At 58.4% G+C, this 18,116-nt stretch carries 25 protein-coding genes; 7 read left to right on the top strand and 18 right to left on the bottom strand.

Annotation, left to right across the window (positions count from 1 at the left end):
- The first annotated feature begins 79 nt into the window (after window positions 1–79).
- Together ruvA and nadD are read left to right on the top strand one after the other, a co-directional pair.
- A complete protein-coding gene (ruvA, locus tag NW807_RS04080) occupies window positions 80–694 on the top strand; it encodes a Holliday junction branch migration protein RuvA (protein WP_414404721.1) in 615 nt (204 codons plus the stop codon).
- The gene (gene nadD, locus NW807_RS04075) at window positions 691–1,314 is read left to right on the top strand and encodes a nicotinate-nucleotide adenylyltransferase (protein WP_414395050.1); all 624 of its coding nucleotides are present in this window, start codon (window positions 691–693) and stop codon (window positions 1,312–1,314) included. The genes ruvA and nadD overlap by 4 nt, the downstream gene beginning before the upstream one ends.
- A 174-nt stretch (window positions 1,315–1,488) precedes the next feature.
- Here the strand turns inward: nadD and psaC are convergent, their stop codons facing one another.
- A complete protein-coding gene (gene psaC / locus NW807_RS04070; protein ID WP_011429399.1) occupies window positions 1,489–1,737 on the bottom strand; it encodes a photosystem I iron-sulfur center protein PsaC in 249 nt (82 codons plus the stop codon).
- Window positions 1,738–1,941: 204 nt separating this feature from the next.
- Here psaC and NW807_RS04065 point away from each other — a divergent pair, with 204 nt between their 5' ends.
- On the top strand, window positions 1,942–2,298 hold the full coding sequence (locus tag NW807_RS04065) for a hypothetical protein (RefSeq protein WP_414425346.1): 357 nt from the start codon (window positions 1,942–1,944) through the stop codon (window positions 2,296–2,298).
- A 19-nt stretch (window positions 2,299–2,317) separates the two neighbouring features.
- Here the strand turns inward: NW807_RS04065 and NW807_RS04060 are convergent, their stop codons facing one another.
- The 7 genes from NW807_RS04060 to NW807_RS04030 all read right to left on the bottom strand — a co-directional run bounded on the left by NW807_RS04060 (window position 2,318) and on the right by NW807_RS04030 (window position 6,360).
- Window positions 2,318–2,677, bottom strand: coding sequence for a DUF3493 domain-containing protein (locus tag NW807_RS04060; protein ID WP_414425345.1), 360 nt, complete (start codon window positions 2,675–2,677; stop codon window positions 2,318–2,320).
- Window position 2,678: 1 nt separating this feature from the next.
- A complete protein-coding gene (locus NW807_RS04055) occupies window positions 2,679–3,320 on the bottom strand; it encodes a hypothetical protein (protein ID WP_414395057.1) in 642 nt (213 codons plus the stop codon).
- A 109-nt stretch (window positions 3,321–3,429) separates the two neighbouring features.
- Window positions 3,430–3,570 carry a hypothetical protein gene (locus tag NW807_RS04050; RefSeq protein WP_414425344.1) on the bottom strand — a complete coding sequence of 47 codons (141 nt, stop codon included), beginning with the start codon at window positions 3,568–3,570 and terminating at the stop codon, window positions 3,430–3,432.
- The gene (locus tag NW807_RS04045) at window positions 3,567–3,773 is read right to left on the bottom strand and encodes a hypothetical protein (protein ID WP_414425343.1); all 207 of its coding nucleotides are present in this window, start codon (window positions 3,771–3,773) and stop codon (window positions 3,567–3,569) included. The genes NW807_RS04050 and NW807_RS04045 overlap by 4 nt, the downstream gene beginning before the upstream one ends.
- Window positions 3,774–4,078: 305 nt before the next feature.
- Complete coding sequence (locus NW807_RS04040) at window positions 4,079–4,531, bottom strand: hypothetical protein (RefSeq protein WP_414425342.1); 453 nt, start codon at window positions 4,529–4,531, stop codon at window positions 4,079–4,081.
- Window positions 4,532–4,589: 58 nt separating this feature from the next.
- Window positions 4,590–5,810 carry a hypothetical protein gene (locus NW807_RS04035; RefSeq protein WP_414425341.1) on the bottom strand — a complete coding sequence of 407 codons (1,221 nt, stop codon included), beginning with the start codon at window positions 5,808–5,810 and terminating at the stop codon, window positions 4,590–4,592.
- Window positions 5,811–5,877: 67 nt separating this feature from the next.
- Window positions 5,878–6,360, bottom strand: a complete 483-nt coding sequence (locus tag NW807_RS04030; RefSeq protein ID WP_414425340.1) for an NAD(P)-binding protein — start codon at window positions 6,358–6,360, stop codon at window positions 5,878–5,880.
- Window positions 6,361–6,455: 95 nt separating this feature from the next.
- Here NW807_RS04030 and gshA point away from each other — a divergent pair, with 95 nt between their 5' ends.
- On the top strand, window positions 6,456–7,592 hold the full coding sequence (gene gshA, locus NW807_RS04025; protein WP_414404728.1) for a glutamate--cysteine ligase: 1,137 nt from the start codon (window positions 6,456–6,458) through the stop codon (window positions 7,590–7,592).
- Between the two features lie 50 nt (window positions 7,593–7,642).
- Here the strand turns inward: gshA and NW807_RS04020 are convergent, their stop codons facing one another.
- Window positions 7,643–7,993, bottom strand: a complete 351-nt coding sequence (locus NW807_RS04020) for a phenylpyruvate tautomerase MIF-related protein (protein WP_414422567.1) — start codon at window positions 7,991–7,993, stop codon at window positions 7,643–7,645.
- A gap of 143 nt (window positions 7,994–8,136) precedes the next feature.
- Between NW807_RS04020 and NW807_RS04015 the strand changes: the two genes are divergently transcribed.
- Complete coding sequence (locus tag NW807_RS04015) at window positions 8,137–8,514, top strand: RidA family protein (protein WP_414404730.1); 378 nt, start codon at window positions 8,137–8,139, stop codon at window positions 8,512–8,514.
- A gap of 5 nt (window positions 8,515–8,519) precedes the next feature.
- Here NW807_RS04015 and yidD read toward each other — a convergent pair whose 3' ends face one another.
- Window positions 8,520–8,798 (bottom strand): membrane protein insertion efficiency factor YidD, encoded by a 279-nt coding sequence (gene yidD, locus NW807_RS04010; protein WP_414404731.1) that lies wholly within the window; start codon window positions 8,796–8,798, stop codon window positions 8,520–8,522.
- Window positions 8,799–8,866: 68 nt separating this feature from the next.
- Complete coding sequence (locus NW807_RS04005) at window positions 8,867–9,901, bottom strand: adenosine deaminase (protein ID WP_414395074.1); 1,035 nt, start codon at window positions 9,899–9,901, stop codon at window positions 8,867–8,869.
- Between the two features lie 332 nt (window positions 9,902–10,233).
- On the opposite strand from NW807_RS04005, the gene NW807_RS04000 reads away from it, so the two are divergent.
- Entirely contained in the window at window positions 10,234–11,826 is a 1,593-nt protein-coding gene (locus NW807_RS04000; protein ID WP_414395156.1) for an NAD(P)H-quinone oxidoreductase subunit 4, read from the top strand.
- Between the two features lie 24 nt (window positions 11,827–11,850).
- On the opposite strand, the gene NW807_RS03995 is transcribed toward NW807_RS04000, so the two are convergent.
- Both NW807_RS03995 and NW807_RS03990 read right to left on the bottom strand, forming a co-directional pair.
- Window positions 11,851–12,414 carry a Uma2 family endonuclease gene (locus tag NW807_RS03995; protein WP_414404732.1) on the bottom strand — a complete coding sequence of 188 codons (564 nt, stop codon included), beginning with the start codon at window positions 12,412–12,414 and terminating at the stop codon, window positions 11,851–11,853.
- A 43-nt stretch (window positions 12,415–12,457) separates the two neighbouring features.
- Entirely contained in the window at window positions 12,458–13,198 is a 741-nt protein-coding gene (locus tag NW807_RS03990; RefSeq protein ID WP_414404733.1) for a rhomboid family intramembrane serine protease, read from the bottom strand.
- 158 nt (window positions 13,199–13,356) lie between these two features.
- Between NW807_RS03990 and NW807_RS03985 the strand changes: the two genes are divergently transcribed.
- Complete coding sequence (locus NW807_RS03985) at window positions 13,357–14,031, top strand: response regulator transcription factor (protein ID WP_414410934.1); 675 nt, start codon at window positions 13,357–13,359, stop codon at window positions 14,029–14,031.
- Between the two features lie 4 nt (window positions 14,032–14,035).
- Here NW807_RS03985 and NW807_RS03980 read toward each other — a convergent pair whose 3' ends face one another.
- From NW807_RS03980 to NW807_RS03960, 5 genes are read right to left on the bottom strand one after another with little or no spacing between them, the layout of a single operon-like run.
- Window positions 14,036–15,223: a GNAT family N-acetyltransferase gene (locus NW807_RS03980; RefSeq protein ID WP_414404735.1), complete on the bottom strand. Its 1,188-nt coding sequence runs from the start codon at window positions 15,221–15,223 to the stop codon at window positions 14,036–14,038.
- Between the two features lie 26 nt (window positions 15,224–15,249).
- Entirely contained in the window at window positions 15,250–15,897 is a 648-nt protein-coding gene (locus tag NW807_RS03975; protein ID WP_414395084.1) for an LON peptidase substrate-binding domain-containing protein, read from the bottom strand.
- Window positions 15,898–15,950: 53 nt separating this feature from the next.
- Window positions 15,951–16,478 carry a crossover junction endodeoxyribonuclease RuvC gene (ruvC, locus tag NW807_RS03970; protein WP_414425339.1) on the bottom strand — a complete coding sequence of 176 codons (528 nt, stop codon included), beginning with the start codon at window positions 16,476–16,478 and terminating at the stop codon, window positions 15,951–15,953.
- Window positions 16,435–17,004 (bottom strand): CDP-diacylglycerol--glycerol-3-phosphate 3-phosphatidyltransferase, encoded by a 570-nt coding sequence (gene pgsA, locus NW807_RS03965; protein ID WP_414404737.1) that lies wholly within the window; start codon window positions 17,002–17,004, stop codon window positions 16,435–16,437. The genes ruvC and pgsA overlap by 44 nt, the downstream gene beginning before the upstream one ends.
- Window positions 17,005–17,019: 15 nt before the next feature.
- Window positions 17,020–17,952: a nucleoside hydrolase gene (locus NW807_RS03960; protein ID WP_414395089.1), complete on the bottom strand. Its 933-nt coding sequence runs from the start codon at window positions 17,950–17,952 to the stop codon at window positions 17,020–17,022.
- Between the last annotated feature and the right edge of the window lie 164 nt (window positions 17,953–18,116).

Genomic DNA, 18,116 nt, shown 5'->3' with positions numbered 1-18,116 from the left:
TTCTCTTCATCCTAGTCGATTTGCCTGGCCAACTCCGAAGGCTACGGGTCAGAGTATTAAACACGGGTTGGATACGCAAATGATCGCATTTTTAACAGGTCATCTTGTTGCGGTAGAACTGGGAGAGCGCAGCAGCCTCACTCTAGAGGTGCAAGGGATCGGCTATCGCATCCAGGCGCCGGCACGTTTTCTCAAGCAACTGCCCCCCATAGGGGAGCCCGTGCGGGTGTTCACCCATTTGCTCGTGCGGGAGACCGAGCTGGTGTTGTATGGGTTTGGCTCGGCAGCGGAGCGGGATCTGTTTGCAGAACTGATTAAAGTACCAGGGGTGGGGCCAGCCCTAGGCTTGGCATTGCTCAACACCTTTGCCCTACCGGAGCTGGTCCAGGCAGTGGTAACTGAAAATGCCCGCCTCCTCTCCCTGGCTCCAGGGGTAGGACACAAGACCGCCCAGCGGCTGGCGCTGGAGCTAAAAAGCAAATTGGCCCACTGGCGAAAAGGCCTGGAGAATGCCAATCAGCCTTGGTCGGGGGGGCCGCCTTCCCCTATCCGCGAAGAGGTGGAAATGGCCTTGCTGGCCCTTGGCTATAGCCCCCAGGAAATCCAAGCAGCCCTCCAAGCCCTGCCACCCCAGCCCCGGCAAACAGAGGATTGGCTGCGCGATGCCATCAGCTACCTCAGCCAACAGCCATGAATTCCTCTGCTCCCAAGCAGCGCCGCGTTGGCATTCTCGGCGGCACCTTTAACCCCGTCCACCACGGCCATCTGATCATGGCCGAGCAAGCCCTCTGGCAGTTCAACCTGGATCAGGTGCTGTGGATGCCGGCAGGGGATCCACCCCACAAGCCCTTAGCTGGGGGCGCCAGCAAAGAGGATCGCCTGGCCATGGTAAAGCTGGCCATTGCTGACCATGAGCGCTTTGCCTGCTCGGACTTGGAGATCCGCCGTCCCGGCCCTTCTTACACTATCGAGACCCTACGCTGCCTCATCCAGGAACAGCCCAACACCCAGTGGTATTGGATTATCGGCGTGGATGCCCTGCGGGATCTGCCTCAGTGGTACCAGGCAGAGGAGCTGGCCCGCCTCTGTCAGTGGATTGTTGCCCCTCGCCTTGATGCTGGCGACGCTGCCCAGGTGCTGCGGGCGGTGGCTGAGAAGCTACCCATCCAGGCGGAAATCCTGGAAGCCCCTACCCTAACCCTTTCTTCCACCTACCTGCGCCAGCAGATCCAAAAAGGGGGATCCATCCGCTACTTGGTACCCCCCGCCGTGGAGCACTACATTCGCCAACACCGACTCTATCTCGACCCTTGAAGAAAGGAAGAGGAGGGATCCCTCCTCTCCGAATAAACCAACTGGCTACAGCAACGGCTCGCCCAACTTTTTTTCCCGTCGAGGAGAGGCTGAGGTTCAAAGGTGCTGTTTTCCTATGGTGGGAGGGGCTTGAGCGAGCAGGCAATCTCCAGTGAAAACTGCAACCCAACCTGCTTAGTAAGCCAGGCCCATGCTGCGGGTGGTTTCGGGGCCCAGATAGACGCGGATGCTCAGGAAATCGGTGGGGCAAGCGGTTTCACAGCGTTTGCAGCCAACACAGTCTTCGGTGCGGGGGGCTGCGGCGATCATGCCGGCTTTGTTGTTCCCCTTCCAGGGCACCATTTCCAACACATCGGTGGGGCAAGCCCGCACGCACTGAGTACAGCCGATGCAGGTGTCGTAGATCTTGACCGTGTGAGCCATTGGTGTTCTCCAGTCGAGCAGTTCAAAAGATTTACCGAAGAGCGCGGCAGCCAAACCGCTGCGCAGGTGCCCCCAGTGTACTGTAGCCCTGTCCAGCCACCCCAATCTCCGATGCAAATGTTTACATCCTCCGTCTTCCCAGCGGACTGCTGGTGGGGTTGGGCTAGGATGACCTGAGGAAGGACAGGGCAAGGGATCCTCCCGATGAGACACTCGCCGCGGGATTGGAAACAGCAAGCCCAAGGCCAGCTGCGCCGTCTTTGGCCCATTTTGGCCGAGATCTACACAGAGAACGTCCCTCGCTTGCGCCGCTGGGATCAGCAGCTCACCAACTGGGTGTACCGCCGCGGCTGGAGGGTGGATCCCTCTCTGCCCAAGGTGGCCATCTACGTGCTGGTGGCGGTGGCGATCCTGGCGATCCCACCTCTCACCTTTGTGGCTTTGGGGGCTTTTCTCACCTTTCTAGGTGTCCAAATTGTTCAAAAGTGGGCAGAGGTGGATCCCGACCGCCAAGTTCAGCGCCGCTACTTGCCCAGGGCTCATGAGGATGAAGATGACTAAGGAACTGGCAGACGGGCAACTAGCCCTCTCCAGGTGATGGGGGCTGCTGGATGCCTAAGCGTTGCTTTGCCTGTCTGATCACCTTCTGGTGGGAGCGGTTTTCTAGCCTCTCTAGGCCGATGGCGCCAGCCAGGATCCCTAACTGCAGGGCCAAGCTGGGCAAGGTGGTCTCTAGATCCCGCCCTGCCAAGGCCTGAAAGAAAAACACCAACGCACCAACTGTGGCCGAGAATCCCACCGCCAGGTAGATAAAGCGGCGCAAGCTGCGGTAGGGAGCGGCCACTTCGGCAAGCAACCTTGCCCGCTCCAGGGTGGGATCCCGACTGGGTGACAGAGGTGCACTGGCTTCGGGTGAAGGCTTGGAATGCAGTCCTGTCATTCTATACCTCCTCAGGCAACAGCAAGGGATCCCGCCCAGAAATTGCCGCCAGGCTTTCCTCAGCGGCTCGACAGGCGGCCAGAATGTCCTGCTCTTCTCCGCCCAAGTACACGCGGCCAAAGCTGCCAAAGGGCATTACCTCGAGGATGTTGATCCGGGCCGATTTTTCTGCCTCGTTGGCGGCCAGGGGGGCATAGCCTGCCGGCTGCACCTCCAGGATGTAGAGGGTTTGGCCCGCTAGGAGCATTTGGCCGCGGCGGAAACGGTTGATCAGCTGAGTCTGGTGGGGATCGATGTTGCGGATAATTTGGCTGGAGATGATGCGCGGCCTTAGGCGCTCCTTTTCGCTTACCCCCAAAGCCGCTAGGATGGCTTGCCCAGCCGTGCGGGTATCCCCCTGGTTACTGGAGTGAACCTCCAAAAGGCCGTAGAGGCGCTCCACCACCTGCAACCCTGGCCTTACCGAGGTGGCTTTGAGGGCAATGTCCATGACGCGGTTGATCTCGATGCCGGGGGAGATTTCGACCCAGAGGGAAGTGTCCCCTGGCAGGGGCAAGAAGCCCTGGGCCACCGTGCCCAAGTAGGCGGCGTACTGGGGCTGGAGCCGATCCAAGAACACGTAGCTGCGTAGATCAATCCCCAAAGGAGTTCCCCCCTAGTCGCTTGGGCTCTGTAGGATGACAACCTGGGAGTGGATCCCTATCTTCAGTCTCGCCTGGTCCGGCCAGCTTTGGAGAAGGGGGTTGGCGGGACTACAGGTCGCCCTGGGTCACTCCTTTCACCGGGCTCAGGGCTTCCAGAATGAGAGCCGCATCCACTTCCTCCAGAAAGCGCTGGGCCGCCGATTGGCTGTTTCCGACTGATGGTAGCTGTGAGGCGATGGCCTCTGTCAAATCCGCCACAGCTGGAGGCGCAGATGGCGACGCCTTTCCCCCAGCGGCTGGAGCTGCGGAAACTCCTCCAGGATAGGAGCGGCGGCCTGGACATGGGAAGCCTCGACCAGAGCTGGCAGGTGGCTAGCGGCCCAGTCGGCGTGGATTGGCAGCCCAAGGGTAGAGATCCCTTCTGGGCCATAGCGAGCCAAAGGATCCAGCAAAGCCGACTTCGCCAAAGGTCAGGGAGCTGTGTAGCCCAGGTGGGTAGCTAGGATCGGCACTTTGCTAGCCTGCAACAGGAACTCCACCCAGCCGGGGCGGCCACGTAGCGGGTTTGCCGCAGCAGCAACAGCAGCAAGTCCTCTTGAGGATTGGCTGCGGGGTCTCGAGCGGGCAAGACCTGGATGGAACACTCCCTTCCCTCTTGCCTAGCCGACCGGCAACAGACCTGCTCCTGACTACTACTAACAAAGGGCTGAAACTGGGGATCCCGGAGGCGCAGGGGCTGGCCACGATCCCAAGCCTCTCAAGGCCGCCGCAGCAGCAGGATTGCCGTCACCATCAACAGCGTTAACAACAGGCAAAGAATCAGGAACCCACTGAGCAACTGGGTTTGGCTGGGGAAGAGCACCGCGCCGAAAAACCCCACGGCCAAAATAACCCCCAAGCTGAGGGTCAAGCCCAAGAGCATGGATCCCTGGAGGGTATTTTCCCGCCGCAGCACCCATTGCTGGCCGTTCCAGAACCAGATCTTGCGGTAGGGATAGGAAACAGCCAACTGCTCAATGTGCAGGCGGTCGGGGGTAATGGCGAAGATATGCTGGCAACGGCTGCACCCGAAGGCCTCAGTTAGGGTGATCAGGCGCAGCTGGCCTTGCTGGTAACACGGGCAGGGGTAGACCTTGGTGGGCTCGATGGGCTGAGCCACCCGCAGGGACGATTTCCGCCGAGGCCACTTGCGGAGAGAAGAAAACGCCACAGCTCTCAGTTGGTGAGAAGTCGGGATCCCTCACATCTTAATCCCTAGCCACGTTGATTCAAGCTACCCAGAGATGGTGGGCATAGCGCCAAGTGAGGATTTGGTTGAGGGCGAAAAAGATGAAAGCCAAAAGCACATACCCCAGCTTTAGGGTATTGCCAAGATAGGGCCGGATCCGTTCGGGGATGAAGCTAAAATCGGTGTACTTAGCCCAATGCACCAACGCCAATACCTGCACGAGGTGAACCGGCAAGCAGTAGCGGCTCATGCTTCGCTGGCCCACCGCACTCCCCCCTGCTAGGGCAATATAAAACATCGACCAAGCGGCCAAATGAAACCCCAGCCTCTCCTGCCAGCACTGACTTTTACCAGCTGTAGCGCTGATCCCATCTATCAAACCAGTCACCAGTAGGGATCCCAGGGTGAGGGGAACAAACAGTTGACTGAGAGAAATTGCCCATATCTGGTCTCCCAAAGCCCTAGAAGGGGAAAACAGGGATTGCCAGTGGTCAATAGAAAAAAGGGGAGTGTAGGTGTGCGCTTGAACAATGGCTAGGTAATTAACAAAGCTGGAACCAAAGTAAGGCTGCATTTTCATGTAGAGCTCCCAGCTTCCAAAGAAAAGCTGACAGTAGAGAAAAAAGCCTAGGCCCCCCAGCAAAGCTAGGCTCACTGTAGCCAGGTTCCAAAGCCAACGTCGGGATCCTGACCAGAGATTGAGAAGCGGAATCAAGGCTACGGGCAAGCCAACAATGCGAGTGGCACTCATCACCAAGCCGTGAACCCCGGCTAGCAGCATCAGCAGAGGACGCTCCCAGTGAATTGACCAGTAGAGAAAACCCAACAAGCTGGCTACAAACAAAGATTCGCTGTAGCCCACACACAGATAAAAGCTAGTGGGATAGGCCAGGATGAGCAAACTTGCCAAGATTTGCCAGACCAGGGGAATTTGCCAGCGGCGGTAAAACAGGAAAAGGTAAATCCACATCAGCCAGCAAAAGAGCTGAGCGGCGAGGTAAAGCCCTACCTCGGGTTCGATTCTCAACAAGCGGCTGATAGTAGCAACAGCGAGGGGATAGCCGGGGAAGAAGGCCACGTTGCTCTGCTCGTAGGCAATCTTGTCGAAGCCCAAAAACTGATAACCCTGCCGCACGATGCCTAGATACCAATGGCTATCCCACTGAGTTAGGCCCTTGAAGATGGAAACATAATCGCTTTCCTTACTCCAGAGCGAGATCATGAAGATCTGCAGCACCGTCAGGGCCAAACTGGGCAGCAAGATTTGCCATAAGAAAGGGGCAAGATGTTGCCAACCTGGCTGCAACAGCTGACTGAGTTGCTTCAATCTATTCTTGGTAATCATTGTCGAAGTTCACCTGCCAGAGCCTGTGGCTATAGAGCTGGGTGCCAAATTTGCCCTTGACCCAATCGGCAAAGTTGCGGGGAGCTGGCCGCGGAATGAGTTGTGCCCAAAGATAGGAAAGGACAATGGGCAGGCTTTCCCACCACCCCACTTTGCGCAGGACTTCCCAAGCTTGAATGGGGTACTGAAAATATTGCTTGCGGTAGTAGATGCGGGTAAGCCGCCGGACAGTTACTTGTTCGGATCCCAAAACCTGGTTCCACAACTCCAGCACCGCTGGGATCTTGGTAAAAAACCGGTGCGGGCCATAGTCGAGAATGAACCCCTGGTAGCGAATGCTTTTGGCCAAGCCCCCGACTCCCTCTTCTCGTTCCACTACCACCACGGGGAAGCCCAGCTGGGTCAAGCGGTAGGCAGCCGCCATGCCCGCCGGCCCTGCCCCCAGGATATAGATGGGATCCCGCATCTGGCCTTGCTCTTGCCTTCAAGCCTTGCCGACATTGTAGTACCTGCAAAACCCTGGGAAAATGGGCAGAGGAGGCTGCGGCTGGAGGCTGGCCTGTGCTGTTGACCAAGGGCTTTGAGGTAGAAATGTACACCGGCACCGCCGCCGGGGAAGTGGTGGGGCTGTCGGATCGCATCTGCCGGGCCTTGCCGGGGTTCATGCGAGAACCGGATCGGCGCAACGTGGAGTACATCACCCCGCCCCTTCGCCGCTACGAAGATCTGCTCTGTGCCCTTCTTCGGCCCCGCCTGCAACTGCGGCAGTTTTTGCGCCGCCTGGGCCCTTACACCCTCTTGCCGGGGAGCACCCTGGCTTTGGGCGGCAGCGACCACTTTGAGCGCTCGGATCCGGGCAACCCCTACCACGACTACATCGAGCGCACCTACGGCACGCGGGTGGTAACTGCCAGCATCCACATCAATGTTGGCCTGCCGGATAGCGAGGCCATTTTCCTCGCCTGTCGTCTGCTGCGGGCGGAAGCCCCTCTTTACTTGGCCCTGAGCGCTTCTTCCCCTTTCCTGGACGGCCAGGTAACGGGCTATCATTCCAGCCGTTGGCAGGTGTTTCCCAAAACGCCAGCTCAGGTGCCCTTCTTCCGGGATCACGCCCATTACATCGCCTGGATGCAGGAGCAACTGGCCCTGGGCACGATGCAGAATGTACGCCACCTCTGGGCTTCTGTGCGGCCTAATGGTCCAGAGCGGCCCTACCATCTCAACCGGGTGGAGCTGCGCATCTGCGACCTGGTGGCGGACCCAGTGATGGTCCTGGCCATTGCTGCCTTGGTGGAGGCCCGCCTCTGGCAATTGCTATCCCAGCCGGAGGTTCTGGATCCCTTGCAGGGGCCCTTTACCCCAGCGGAGCTGGAGAGCCTTTGCGAGGCTAACGAGCAAGCTGCCGCCCGCGAGTCCCTGCAAGCTCGGCTGATCGATTGGCGCACCGGCCGCGAACGCTCAGCCCAGGAGTGGATTGAAGAGCTGCTGACCGAAGCCTGGCGCATTGGCCAACCCCAGGGCCTGGGCTGCTTCTTGGCTCCCCTGCAAACTCTGCTCCAACGGGGCAACGAGGCCCAGCGCTGGCTGCAGCAGGTCAGCCAGGGATCCACCCCTGCCCAGGTGTACCAACAGGCCATCCAAGAGCTAGAGGACCAGGATCGAGAAAGACAAAAAACCCTCTGCCAGCTTGTTGGTTAGGTTCTTGCCAACGGCAGCCGTCCCTCGTTTCAGTTTTCTTGGGCGGCATTTCATCCAAAGGTTGTGCCATTCCATCCCCAGAGGTAGCCCTTGGCCTCAGTGAACTCGATGAAAATCCTCTTCTTCGGGATCCCCAAAGCTGCCTCGATGGCGCTGCAAAAAAACTCACTCATGGCCCGGGTTTGCTCGGCGGAAAATTGACCCACGCTTTTGATTTCCACGTAGCAGCAGGGATCCGCACTGCCGCCAAAGGTCATCGGGATCCCTCCTTCAAAGGCGGTCATCACGTAGGCTTCCGGCTTGCTCACCTGTTTGGCCAGAGCGGCAGAGAGCGACTTGAGCAGCTCCTCCACAGCGGCAGGTTCAGGCTGCAGCGGCGTTTGCAACTTAATTAAGGGCATAGCTGCTTCTTTTGGCCGACGAGTAGATCTTGCCATTGCCGGGGATCCACCTGTGGTAGGTTAGCTGCAGAGTTCCGCCAATCCCCATGGAGCAGAGGAAGCCGGTCAGTTCTGAGCCTCAAGCCGGGGCAGGTCCCCGGGAGGTGCGAACCGAGGCTGCTCCTGCCCCTGTAGGTCCTTACAGCCAGGGCGTTGTCGCTTCCGGGCCTTTCCTGTTTACTGCTGGCCAGTTGGGCTTGGATCCCAAAACCGGCAGGTTGGTGGGAGAAGATGTTGCCTCGCAAACTCGACAGGCGCTGCTCAACCTAAAGGCGGTGCTGGAAGCGGGGGGAACGTGCCTAGCCAATGTGGTAAAAACCACGGTCTTTTTGGCGGATATGAAAGACTTTGCCGCCATGAACGAGGTTTATCGAGAGTTCTTCGCCACCGAGCCCGCACCAGCCCGCTCCTGTATCCAGGTGGCCTGTCTGCCCCTCAATGCTTTGGTGGAAATCGAGGCGGTGGCCTGCTACCGAGATTGAAGCGTTCAGTTGCGGCTGGGGCGACAGTTTTCGTCGGCTGCAGATCCCGGCAAGTCAGGCACTGGATCGTAGCCCCCTGGGTGCCAAGGATGGCAGCGGCAGAGACGGCGGATCCCTAGCCAACCCCCTCGGATGGCCCCATAGCGCCGCACCGCTTCCAGCATGTATTGGGAGCAAGTGGGGTAGTAGCGGCAGGCGGGCGGTAGCAGAGGGGAAATGGCTACCTGGTAACCTCGGATTAGGGCGATGAGGCTACGGGTCAAGAGATCCGATTGTTCCCGCATGGGCAAACCCTTACCTAACGGCGGCGTTAAACCTTGGCTTACAGGCTACCCAGCAATCCCACTCTGTTCTACAAAGCCACTAAGGAAGCCGATGCCGACCGCTGGAGCTCCGACAACAGCAGAGCTGGGTATTCTTTGTAAGGCCAGGCAAAAGCGTGGCGAAAAGCCGCCTCCTGACACCGCTTAAGCTGATCGAAATCGATGATGTCGTGGGTCAGTAGGTTCTCGTACTCAAACGGCAGACGCACATTGTGCAAGCCGGCGTTGTCGGTGCAGATGGCGATATCCACCCCCGCCTCAAAGCAGCGGTCAAAGACTAGCTTAAGGGGCTCCAAACTGGGCAGCGTACCCGTCTTCAGGTAAGTGGTAGGACAGACCTCTAGGCATTGGCCTCGCCGCGCCAGCTCTGGCAGCAGCTCTGGGTAGTGGAGAGGGATCTGAATGCCATGGCCAATCCGCAAGACATAGGGCAACAGCTCTGGATAACAGCCATCCAGCGTCTCATAGAGGTGGGCAGTAGTTTTGAGGCCACGGGCCAGGGCATACTTGAAGAGCTCAATCCACTCGTCCATCCGCTCGCCGTAGGCCTTATCTCCCCCGGCCAGGTCAATGCCACTGACATACTCCGACTCAGCAGCCGCCTCGACCATGGCGCGGTTGATGTGGCTGGGCAGGCGGGAGTGCAAACACACGATCTGGGTGGTGATGATGGGATATTCTCGCTGCTGGCAGGCCTGCCCCACTATCTCAATGACCTGCCGCATCTGCTTGAGGCGATCGGCCTCGTCCAGCTTAGGATCCGTGCGTAGGTAGGGGGTGTAGCGAATTTCCAGATAGGCCAGGTCTTCAAAGACATAGGCCCCCCGGATCAGGCGATAGACGAAATAGGGTAAGCTCTCTAGAGTTTGCACCTGCTCCACCAGGGTGTGCAGCTCTAGGTACTCTTCCAGGGTGTTGCGGGGGCGGGTGTAGAACTCCTCAAACTCGGCGTAGTCGGGAAAGCGTTCTGCTAGGGGAGATCCGTGGCGATGCAGGTAGCGCCACAAAATCCTAGGAACAACCGAACCGCCTAGGTGGCGGTGCAACTCCGCATGCAGTGCCATACCTTAAAGCTTCGCCTGGAGCCACCCCTGGGGCAGACTTGGCTTGGTTGTTAAGTACTGTTTCTGCCTATTGTTATCCAGCAGCAGTGGCCTTGTCCAGGCCCAATTGTGCAGGGTTGGCTAACCAGGGATCAGGCAGTGAGGCTTGGGAGGGGCACCGGTTGGAGCATCCCCGGCGACGAAGAGGGAAGGAGCCTTGAGTAAGATAGTCCTGGAGGTTTACTGAGCCGAGATACTGATGAAGGGCTGTTGGCTGTAGCCGACAGCAATCTTCCTGGAAGGGTGTGGCACGAACTTAGCGTAACGAGGTTATCTTCATGGCGCTGCCCAGCTTGCACGAGTTTCCCTGGCTGACCACGGTCATTGTCTATCCGGTGGTGGCCGCCCTCTTCATTCCGGTGATCCCGGCGCCGGCGGGGGATCCCACCACCCGGGCCTATGCCCAAAAGTTGGCGGAGCGGATCCGCTGGTTTGCCCTGTTTGTTGCGGTTACTGACCTGCTCATCCTGCTGGCTGGATTCTATGTGGGCTACGACCCCAGTCAGACGGGCTTACAACTGCTGGAGCGCTACACCTGGGTGCCCCAGGTGGGCTTGAGTTGGTCAGTTGGGGCTGATGGCCTTTCCATGCCGCTGATCCTGCTCACGGCCTTTGTAACCACCCTCGCCATCTTGGCCGCTTGGCCGGTTACCCTTAAGCCGCGCTTGTTTTACTTTCTCATGTTGGCTATGTACGGCGGCCAGATTGGGGTGTTCGCCGTGCAGGACATGCTGCTGTTTTTCCTGATGTGGGAGCTGGAGCTGATCCCGGTGTATTTGCTCCTCTCCATCTGGGGGGGACCTAACCGCCTCTATGCGGCTACCAAGTTCATTCTCTACACCGCCCTCAGCTCCTTGTTTATCCTGGTGGCGGGCTTGGCTATGGCCTTCTACGGGGATCCCGTCAGCTTTGACATGACGGATTTGGCTAGCAAAAGCTATCCACTGAACTTCCAGTTGCTGCTCTACGGAGCTTTCCTCATTGCCTATGGGGTGAAGTTGCCCATTTTCCCCTTGCACACCTGGCTGCCCGATGCCCACGGCGAAGCCACGGCACCCGTTCACATGTTGCTGGCCGGGATCCTGCTCAAGATGGGGGGCTATGCCCTGATGCGCATGAACGCGGGCATGCTGCCGGATGCCCACCTTTACTTTGCACCCGTCTTGATCGTGCTGGGGGTGGTGAACATCATCTTTGCTGCCCTCACTTCCTTTGCCCAGCGCAACTTGAAGCGGAAGATCGCTTACTCCTCCATCAGCCACATGGGCTTCGTCCTCATCGGCATCGGATCCCTAACGGAGATCGGCATGAGTGGCGCCATGCTGCAGATGATCTCCCACGGGCTCATTGGGGCCAGCCTCTTCTTCTTGGTGGGGGCCACCTACGACCGAACTCATACCCTGGAGCTGGAAGAAATGGGCGGCGTCGGCCTAAAGATGCCCAAGATTTTCTCGATGTTCACCGCCTGCTCGTTGGCCTCTCTGGCGCTGCCCGGCATGAGCGGCTTTGTGGCTGAGCTGATGGTCTTTGTCGGCATGGCTACCAGCGATGCCTACTCCCTTCCCTTCCGGCTGGTGGTGGTTTTCCTAGCCGCCGTTGGAGTGATCCTGACTCCCATCTACCTGCTGTCGATGCTGCGCCAGATCTTCTTTGGCCCGGAAAACAAAGAGCTCACCGAACACGAAGAATTGGTGGATGCCGAGCCGCGGGAGGTGTTCATCATCGCCTGTCTGCTCATCCCTGTCATCGGCATTGGGCTTTACCCCAAGCTGGTAACTAGCCTCTACGACCAGTCCACGAATGCCTTGGTGGCCCTGCTGCGGCAGGAACTGCCCCAGGCCAGTGGGACAGTTGCCCAAGCTCCTGCTCTCTCCAACAGCCGTTGAAGGAGGTAGCTGCCTTTTGCCGGCTTAAACCCGCAGCCAGCCAAACAATGTCTCGATGCTCAGTTGGATCCCTTGGGCAAAGGCGGGAACGGGGATAACCTCTTGGGGATCCTCATGCACTGTCGGCTGTTGCCCGGCAGGGTAGACAAAAACAACCCTTTCTTCGGGAGCTACGATCCACCCCATTTGGCAGCCGTGGGCCAAGCCGATCAAGATTTTTTTGACCAGCTTCACTTGGTTTTGATCGGGAGAGAGGATCTCGATCACCCAATCTGGGCAGAAAGGTATGAGGTTTTGAATAGTGCCGTCTTCATCCACAGGGATCCGCTCCCAGACGATCACAGAAATGTCGGGCACAATTGCATATCCGGCGAAGGTGCAGCGTAGCTCTGGAAAGGCCATCCCTAGTTGAGGAGGCTCCAACAGCTCGTTGATGAAGCTGCCCAGTTTTAGTTGGAGACGGCTATGTTTTGCTTGTGGCATCGGTTTTTGGGTAATTTCTCCTTCCATGAACTCGCTAGGAGGCTCAGTTTCCGGCTGCTGTAGAAACTCCTCCAGAGTTAAAGACTTGGCAGGTAGACTGACCATGCTTTTTTCCTCGCAAGTTGCCTTTGGAATCCGACAGTCAGAGCTACAGATCTAAGTCTGGGTAGTGCTGCTGCTGGCGGTCATAGGGGCTTTTGCCAGCAAACAGCCCCATCAAGGGCCCCAAGATGAGGCCAAACACAAAACCTCCGGCATGGGCCCAGTAGGCGATCCCTCCCCCCTCCATGCCAATATTGATAGGAGTCTGCAGGCTAGCAATGCCATAAAATGCCTGTTGCACAAACCAAAAGCCCAAAAACACCCAGGCAGGAACATAGACGGTTGTGGTAAAAAGGCCCAGGGGCACCAAAGTCAGGATCTCAGCCTGGGGAAACCGCAGGATGTAGGCTCCCAACACCCCCGCAATAGCCCCACTTGCCCCCAGCGAAGGGATGGCGGACTCCATATCGAAAAACCATTGGGTTAGGGCGGCCAAGGCTCCACAAGTTAGGTAAAAAATGAGGTAGCGCACATGGCCCAGGCGATCCTCGACGTTGTTGCCGAAGACCCACAAAAAGAGCATGTTGCCGCCGAGATGCAAAAAGCCCCCATGCAAAAATTGTGAGGTGAATAGAGTTACCCATTCGGGGCGCAGCGAAGAGGTGATCTCGCCTCGGAAGCTGGCCGTTAGTTCCGCTGGCACCACTGCCCACTCTCGGAAAAAAGCCACCAGTTCTTGCGGGGATAGGGTAAGCTCATACACAAAAACCAGGATGTTGATGAGGACCAGGGCATAGGTAACATAGGCCGGGCGGGTAGTGGGGTTGCGATCTTGGAGGGGTACCACGGTTAGAATCCGGTTGACATCACCCTCTAGCCTAGCTCGATAGGTCTTTCCCGACCCAGCTTGAGGCTACACTAGGGTAGCTTGCTGGTAGGATCCCTAGACTGCAGGGGTGTGCTTGCTGTCCCTCACAGCTGACAGTGGATTTGAGGAGAGGATTGATGTCTGAGGTTGAGAGCCGAACTGCCCCGCTTAAGTTTTTGGTGGTCGAGGATCATCCCGAGGTCGCCCAAAACAATTGCGAGTGGCTACAGCGGATTGCAGCCGATGCCCAGTGCATTGCTGTTTCCAATCCGATGGACGCCATCCGGCGGTTGCAGCGGGAGCAGCCAGACCTGGTGGTGGTCGACTTGCTCTACGGTCAAACCAGCGGCGAGCAGTCTGCCGAGCCGGGCCTAGAGTTGTTGCGCCATATTTTCGAGAACTACCCCACCCTGAACGTGATGGTTTATTCCAGCGAGCCCCTGCTGCTAACTCCCCTGGTGGGCCTAATCAGCAAGCACCAGGGCGGATTTGCCGCCGTCAACAAAATGGAGCGGCGCAGCGTCTTCCTGGAAGGGGCCAAAAGTGCTCTCAACGGGGAATTGCGCATGCCGCGAGAGTTGCGCGGCCTAACGAAGTTGACGGAGCGGGAAATTGAAGTCTTAAACTTACTCTGCAAGGAGGCCCTTACTGACCAGGCCATTGCTGACCGCATCCACACGAGCAAAAAGACCGTACAAAACTGTATTCAAAGACTCAAAGAAAAGCTTGATATCTTTGGGTCGGAAGATGAGATCAATGCTCGCGTTGCCATGTGCATGGCAGCAGTTCAGAGAAAGCTTATCCAGTGGTAGTTGTTTAGCCTCGAGTGAGGGTAGACAAAGAAGGCAGAATGTCTTCTCGAAAGGGAACCTCGTTCTGATTGACTCTCTCCAGCTCGGCCAACACGAGGGGATTGACGCGGTTTAAATAGGGCACCAAAACCTGCCCTAGCCGTGGACGATAGAAGCGGTGGTAGCTATACACTGGCGTGGCTGGGAATCCCCGTCGGATCTTATGGGATCCCCCGGCTCCGGGATCGAAGTTGCGGATTCCCTCCCGGATGGCTAGGGCAATGGGCTCGTAGTAGCACACGTTAAAGTGCAAGAACTTCACCTCTTCCCGGCAGCCCCAGTAGCGCCCAAAGAGGCGATCCCCTTTGCGGACACAAAAAGACATTCCTATCACTTCTGAATCTCGCTCTCCGGCTACTAGCACCAGTCGCTGCCGGTAGTTGGGATAGAGGGATTCAAAAAAGCGGCGGTTAAGGTATTTGCTCCAGTTCCAAAACTGAGCGCAGGTGTTGCTGTAGAAGTCGTACATGAGAGAAAGTAGACGCGGCGTGATTTCCTCACCGGTGTAGACCTTGAGTTCTATGCCGCTTTTTTCCATGGCGGCCCGCTCTCGCTTGATATTGCGCCGCTGGTTGGCGTTGAACTGGCTCAAAAAGTCTTCGTAAGAGCGGTAGCCAGGATTGTGCCACTGGTAGTTGTGGGTAATTCGGGGGGTGAATCCGTCGGCTTCTAGCTGGGATCGCCACTCCAAATCCACATAGAGCAGGCTGAACACGGAAATATCGTTCTCTTGGCAGAAGCGATCGATGGCGGCCAACATCAAGGGCCACACCTCTGCCTCTGAGTAGTCGGGGTGGACAAGAGGGCGATAGCCGGTGGCCGGCGTAAAGGGAGCCATGCCAATCAGCTTAGGGTAGTAGCGTTCCCCCAGTCGAGCGGCCACAGCAGCCCACTCCTGGTCGAAGACAAATTCTCCCTGGCTGTGGCTTTTCAAATACAAGGGAGCCGCCGCAATCAGCTGCCCCCCCGCCTCCACAAGCAGGTGACAAGGCAGCCAACCCGTGTTGCGGCCGGCACAGCCGGAAGCCTCTAAGCTGTATAGCCACTCGTATTCCAAAAAGGGAGAGGTGCGCTCCGCTTGCAGAGCGTGCCAACTAGAGGCAGGGATCTGGCGGATATCGTGGCACCAACGCACTTGCAAGCCCGTTGACATTGACCTGCTCTGCTTTTTGGGCAACTTCAAGAACTCTTGGAAAAGAGATCCTTGAGGGCAGTGCGGGCAGCCAAGTGCTTGCAGGCGGACTCGAGGATCTCGGCTTCCCGCCGCAGCCGAGCTTCAGTGCTGACCATTTCCAATAGCGCCTGCTGATCGCGAGGGGCTCCATGGAAGTGGCTAGCAACCCAGTAGGATAGCTCTACAGGGTCGGTGGGCAACGAGTCTGGCAGTGCCGCCTCCCGTTCCATCAGCTTGCTGGAGAGGCGCACCACCTCTTGGAGCAGAGTAGAAACCTGAGCGACCAAGTCTTGAAGATCGCCCTGGGGGGGCTCGTCCTCAATCCACTCCACCAGCCCAATCCGGAAAGGCTTTTCCCGCACGTAGTCCAGCACGCGGAAGCGCTGCCGTCCCACGGTCATAATATCCATGCGGTCGTCCGGCAGCCTTTGCACCTGCACCACCTCTGCACAGCAGCCCACTTGGACAGGGGATCCCTTTTGGGGATCGAACATCAGCACCCCAAAGCGCCGATCCGTCTCCAGGATGGTGTTGAGCATCATGCGATAGCGGTACTCAAAAATGTGCAGCGGCAGGGGACGGCCTGGAAACAACACCACCTCTGGCAAGGGAAATAGGGGCAGCTCGCAAACATCCACAGAAGAGGAAGGCATAAGGCTTTTGTATTTTGCGCTCCTGAGTCTAGTTTAGCGATCCCGAAAAAGCCCTAGGCAAAGCGGTGGTGCCAGAGGGTGATGGCAAGGGCTAGGGCATCGGCAGCGTCGTCGGGACGGGGTAAGCAGGGCAGGTTGAGCTCGCGGGCCACGGCAGCCTGTACGGCCTGTTTGTCGGCGCGGCCATAGCCTGTTAGGCTTTGCTTCACCTGGGCGGGGGTAAACTCCACCGGCACTAGCTGATGCTGGGCCAAGACGAGCAAAATCACCCCCCGCGCCTGGGCAATGGGGATGGTGTTGCTCATCTTGTAGAAAAAGAGCTTTTCCAGGGCCACCTGCTGAGGCTGCAGCTGCCGCAGGAGCTCCCTCAAATCCTCGTAGAGAATCTGCAGCCGTTCGTGGATGGGCTGCTCCCCGGGCGTGCTGATGATGCCGTAGTCCAGAGACTGGAGACCATCGGATCTGGCCAGAATGCAGCCAAAGCCCACCGTCCCCAAGCCGGGGTCGAGGCCGAGGATGCGCTGCTCGAGAAGGTTGTCAGGCCAGGGAGTCTTTTGCGGGGGAAGAGGTTGCGGCGGCATGGTTGCTGCGCAAGTAGATTAGCCCCGAAATCAGGGTAAGGGCCACCGCCACCCAAAAACAGGGGATCCCACCCGGCCAATTGAGGATTAGCAGGGCGATGGCTAGGATTTGAATCACCGTCTTGGCTTTGCCCCAGAAATTGGCGCTGTGAACCTGACTTTGGTTGGCCCGCCAGCCAGCGATGGCTAGCTCTCGCCCCACCAACAGGAAAGCCCCCCAGGCCGGGATCCGCCCCAGCTCCACTAGGCCCAGCAGCGGCGCCAGCACCAGCAGCTTATCCACCAAGGGATCCAAGACCTTGCCGAGGTCGGTGACCAGCCCATAGCGGCGGGCCAGGTGGCCATCCAGCCAATCGGTTGCCGCTGCCCCTAGAAACGCCCAGAGGGCCAGTCTTTCCCCCTCTGGGGATCTCAGGCTCAGTCCTCCCAGGATGAAGGGGATCCCTACTAGGCGCAGCAGGGTAAAAGCCGTGGGCAGGTTTAGCCACGCCGGTTTGCCAAGGGGAGCTGGGGGGGTCTGGCTCATTGTTTTCCTCTTTAGCTAGCGATAGCGGCCCAAGCGCTCAGTGAGCAGGCGGTAGAACCCTTCTGCATCCACCCCAAAGGCCACCTGCACGTTGGCCGGGCGGCCGCTGAGGCCCCAGCGATCCACCACCGTCCGGCCCAGGTTGAGCGGGCTGACGGTATCCACCTCTACATAGCAGGGTTTGAGCTCAAACAACTGCGGCTGCAGGAGGTAAGCAATGACACAGGGATCGTGCAAGGGCCCTCCCGGTAGGCCGTAGCGCCGGACATCAAACTTGCCGTAGAAGGTAAGCATGTCGGCCACCGTTTGCCCAACGCGAGTGCCCAGAGCGCGGATGCGCTCGATCCGCTCTGGGGTGCTGAGGACTTGTCCGGTAACATTTAGGCCGAGCATGACGACTTCGGGGATCCCGGCACTGAGGACAATCTGGGCGGCGTGGGGATCAGTGAGGATGTTGAACTCGGCAGCCGGCGTGACATTGCCCTCAAAAGCGGATCCTCCCATAAACACCAGCCGCCCGATGCGCTCCACAATCTGGGGCTGCTGCACTAGGGCCACCGCCAGGTTGGTCATCGGGCCCAACAACGCCAAGGTTACGGGCTGCTGCGCCCCCCTAAGGGTCTCCATGAGAAACTGCACCGCGTGCTGGGATCCCAGCGGCATCTGCGGCTCCGGCAAATTGGCCCCGTCGATCCCGCTTTTGCCGTGCACCTCCTCCGCGGTTTCCAAGGGGCGCAACAGCGGGCGGGGACAGCCGGCATAAACTCCCACCTGCGGGCGGCCGGCCAACTCGCAGATCTGCCGGGCGTTGCGGCTAGTCTTCTCCAAAGAGACGTTGCCGGCTACCGTGGTAATGCCCAGCACCTCTAGCTCAGGCGAGGCCAGCGCCAGCAGCAGGGCTACAGCGTCGTCTTGGCCAGGGTCACAGTCGATAATCAAAGGCAGCATGGGGCACCCCCAGTGTAGGCTTCTTGAGCGCGAGGCAGATTCCAGGCCGTTTAGGAAGATTTAAGATTAGAGACAGTTCTTATCGTTATATCCTGTTGGAGACCAGCGCCTATCCGCTGCACGTTTGCTTTTTGCTCGCCTGGGAGCCGGCTGGAGGAAAGCAG

Origin of the sequence: Synechococcus sp. R70.1 (genome assembly GCF_047461675.1) — a bacterium.
GTDB lineage: Bacteria > Cyanobacteriota > Cyanobacteriia > Thermostichales > Thermostichaceae > Thermostichus.
The sequence above is the reverse complement of the archived record's forward strand: the minus strand, read 5'-3'. Positions and strand labels throughout refer to the sequence as shown.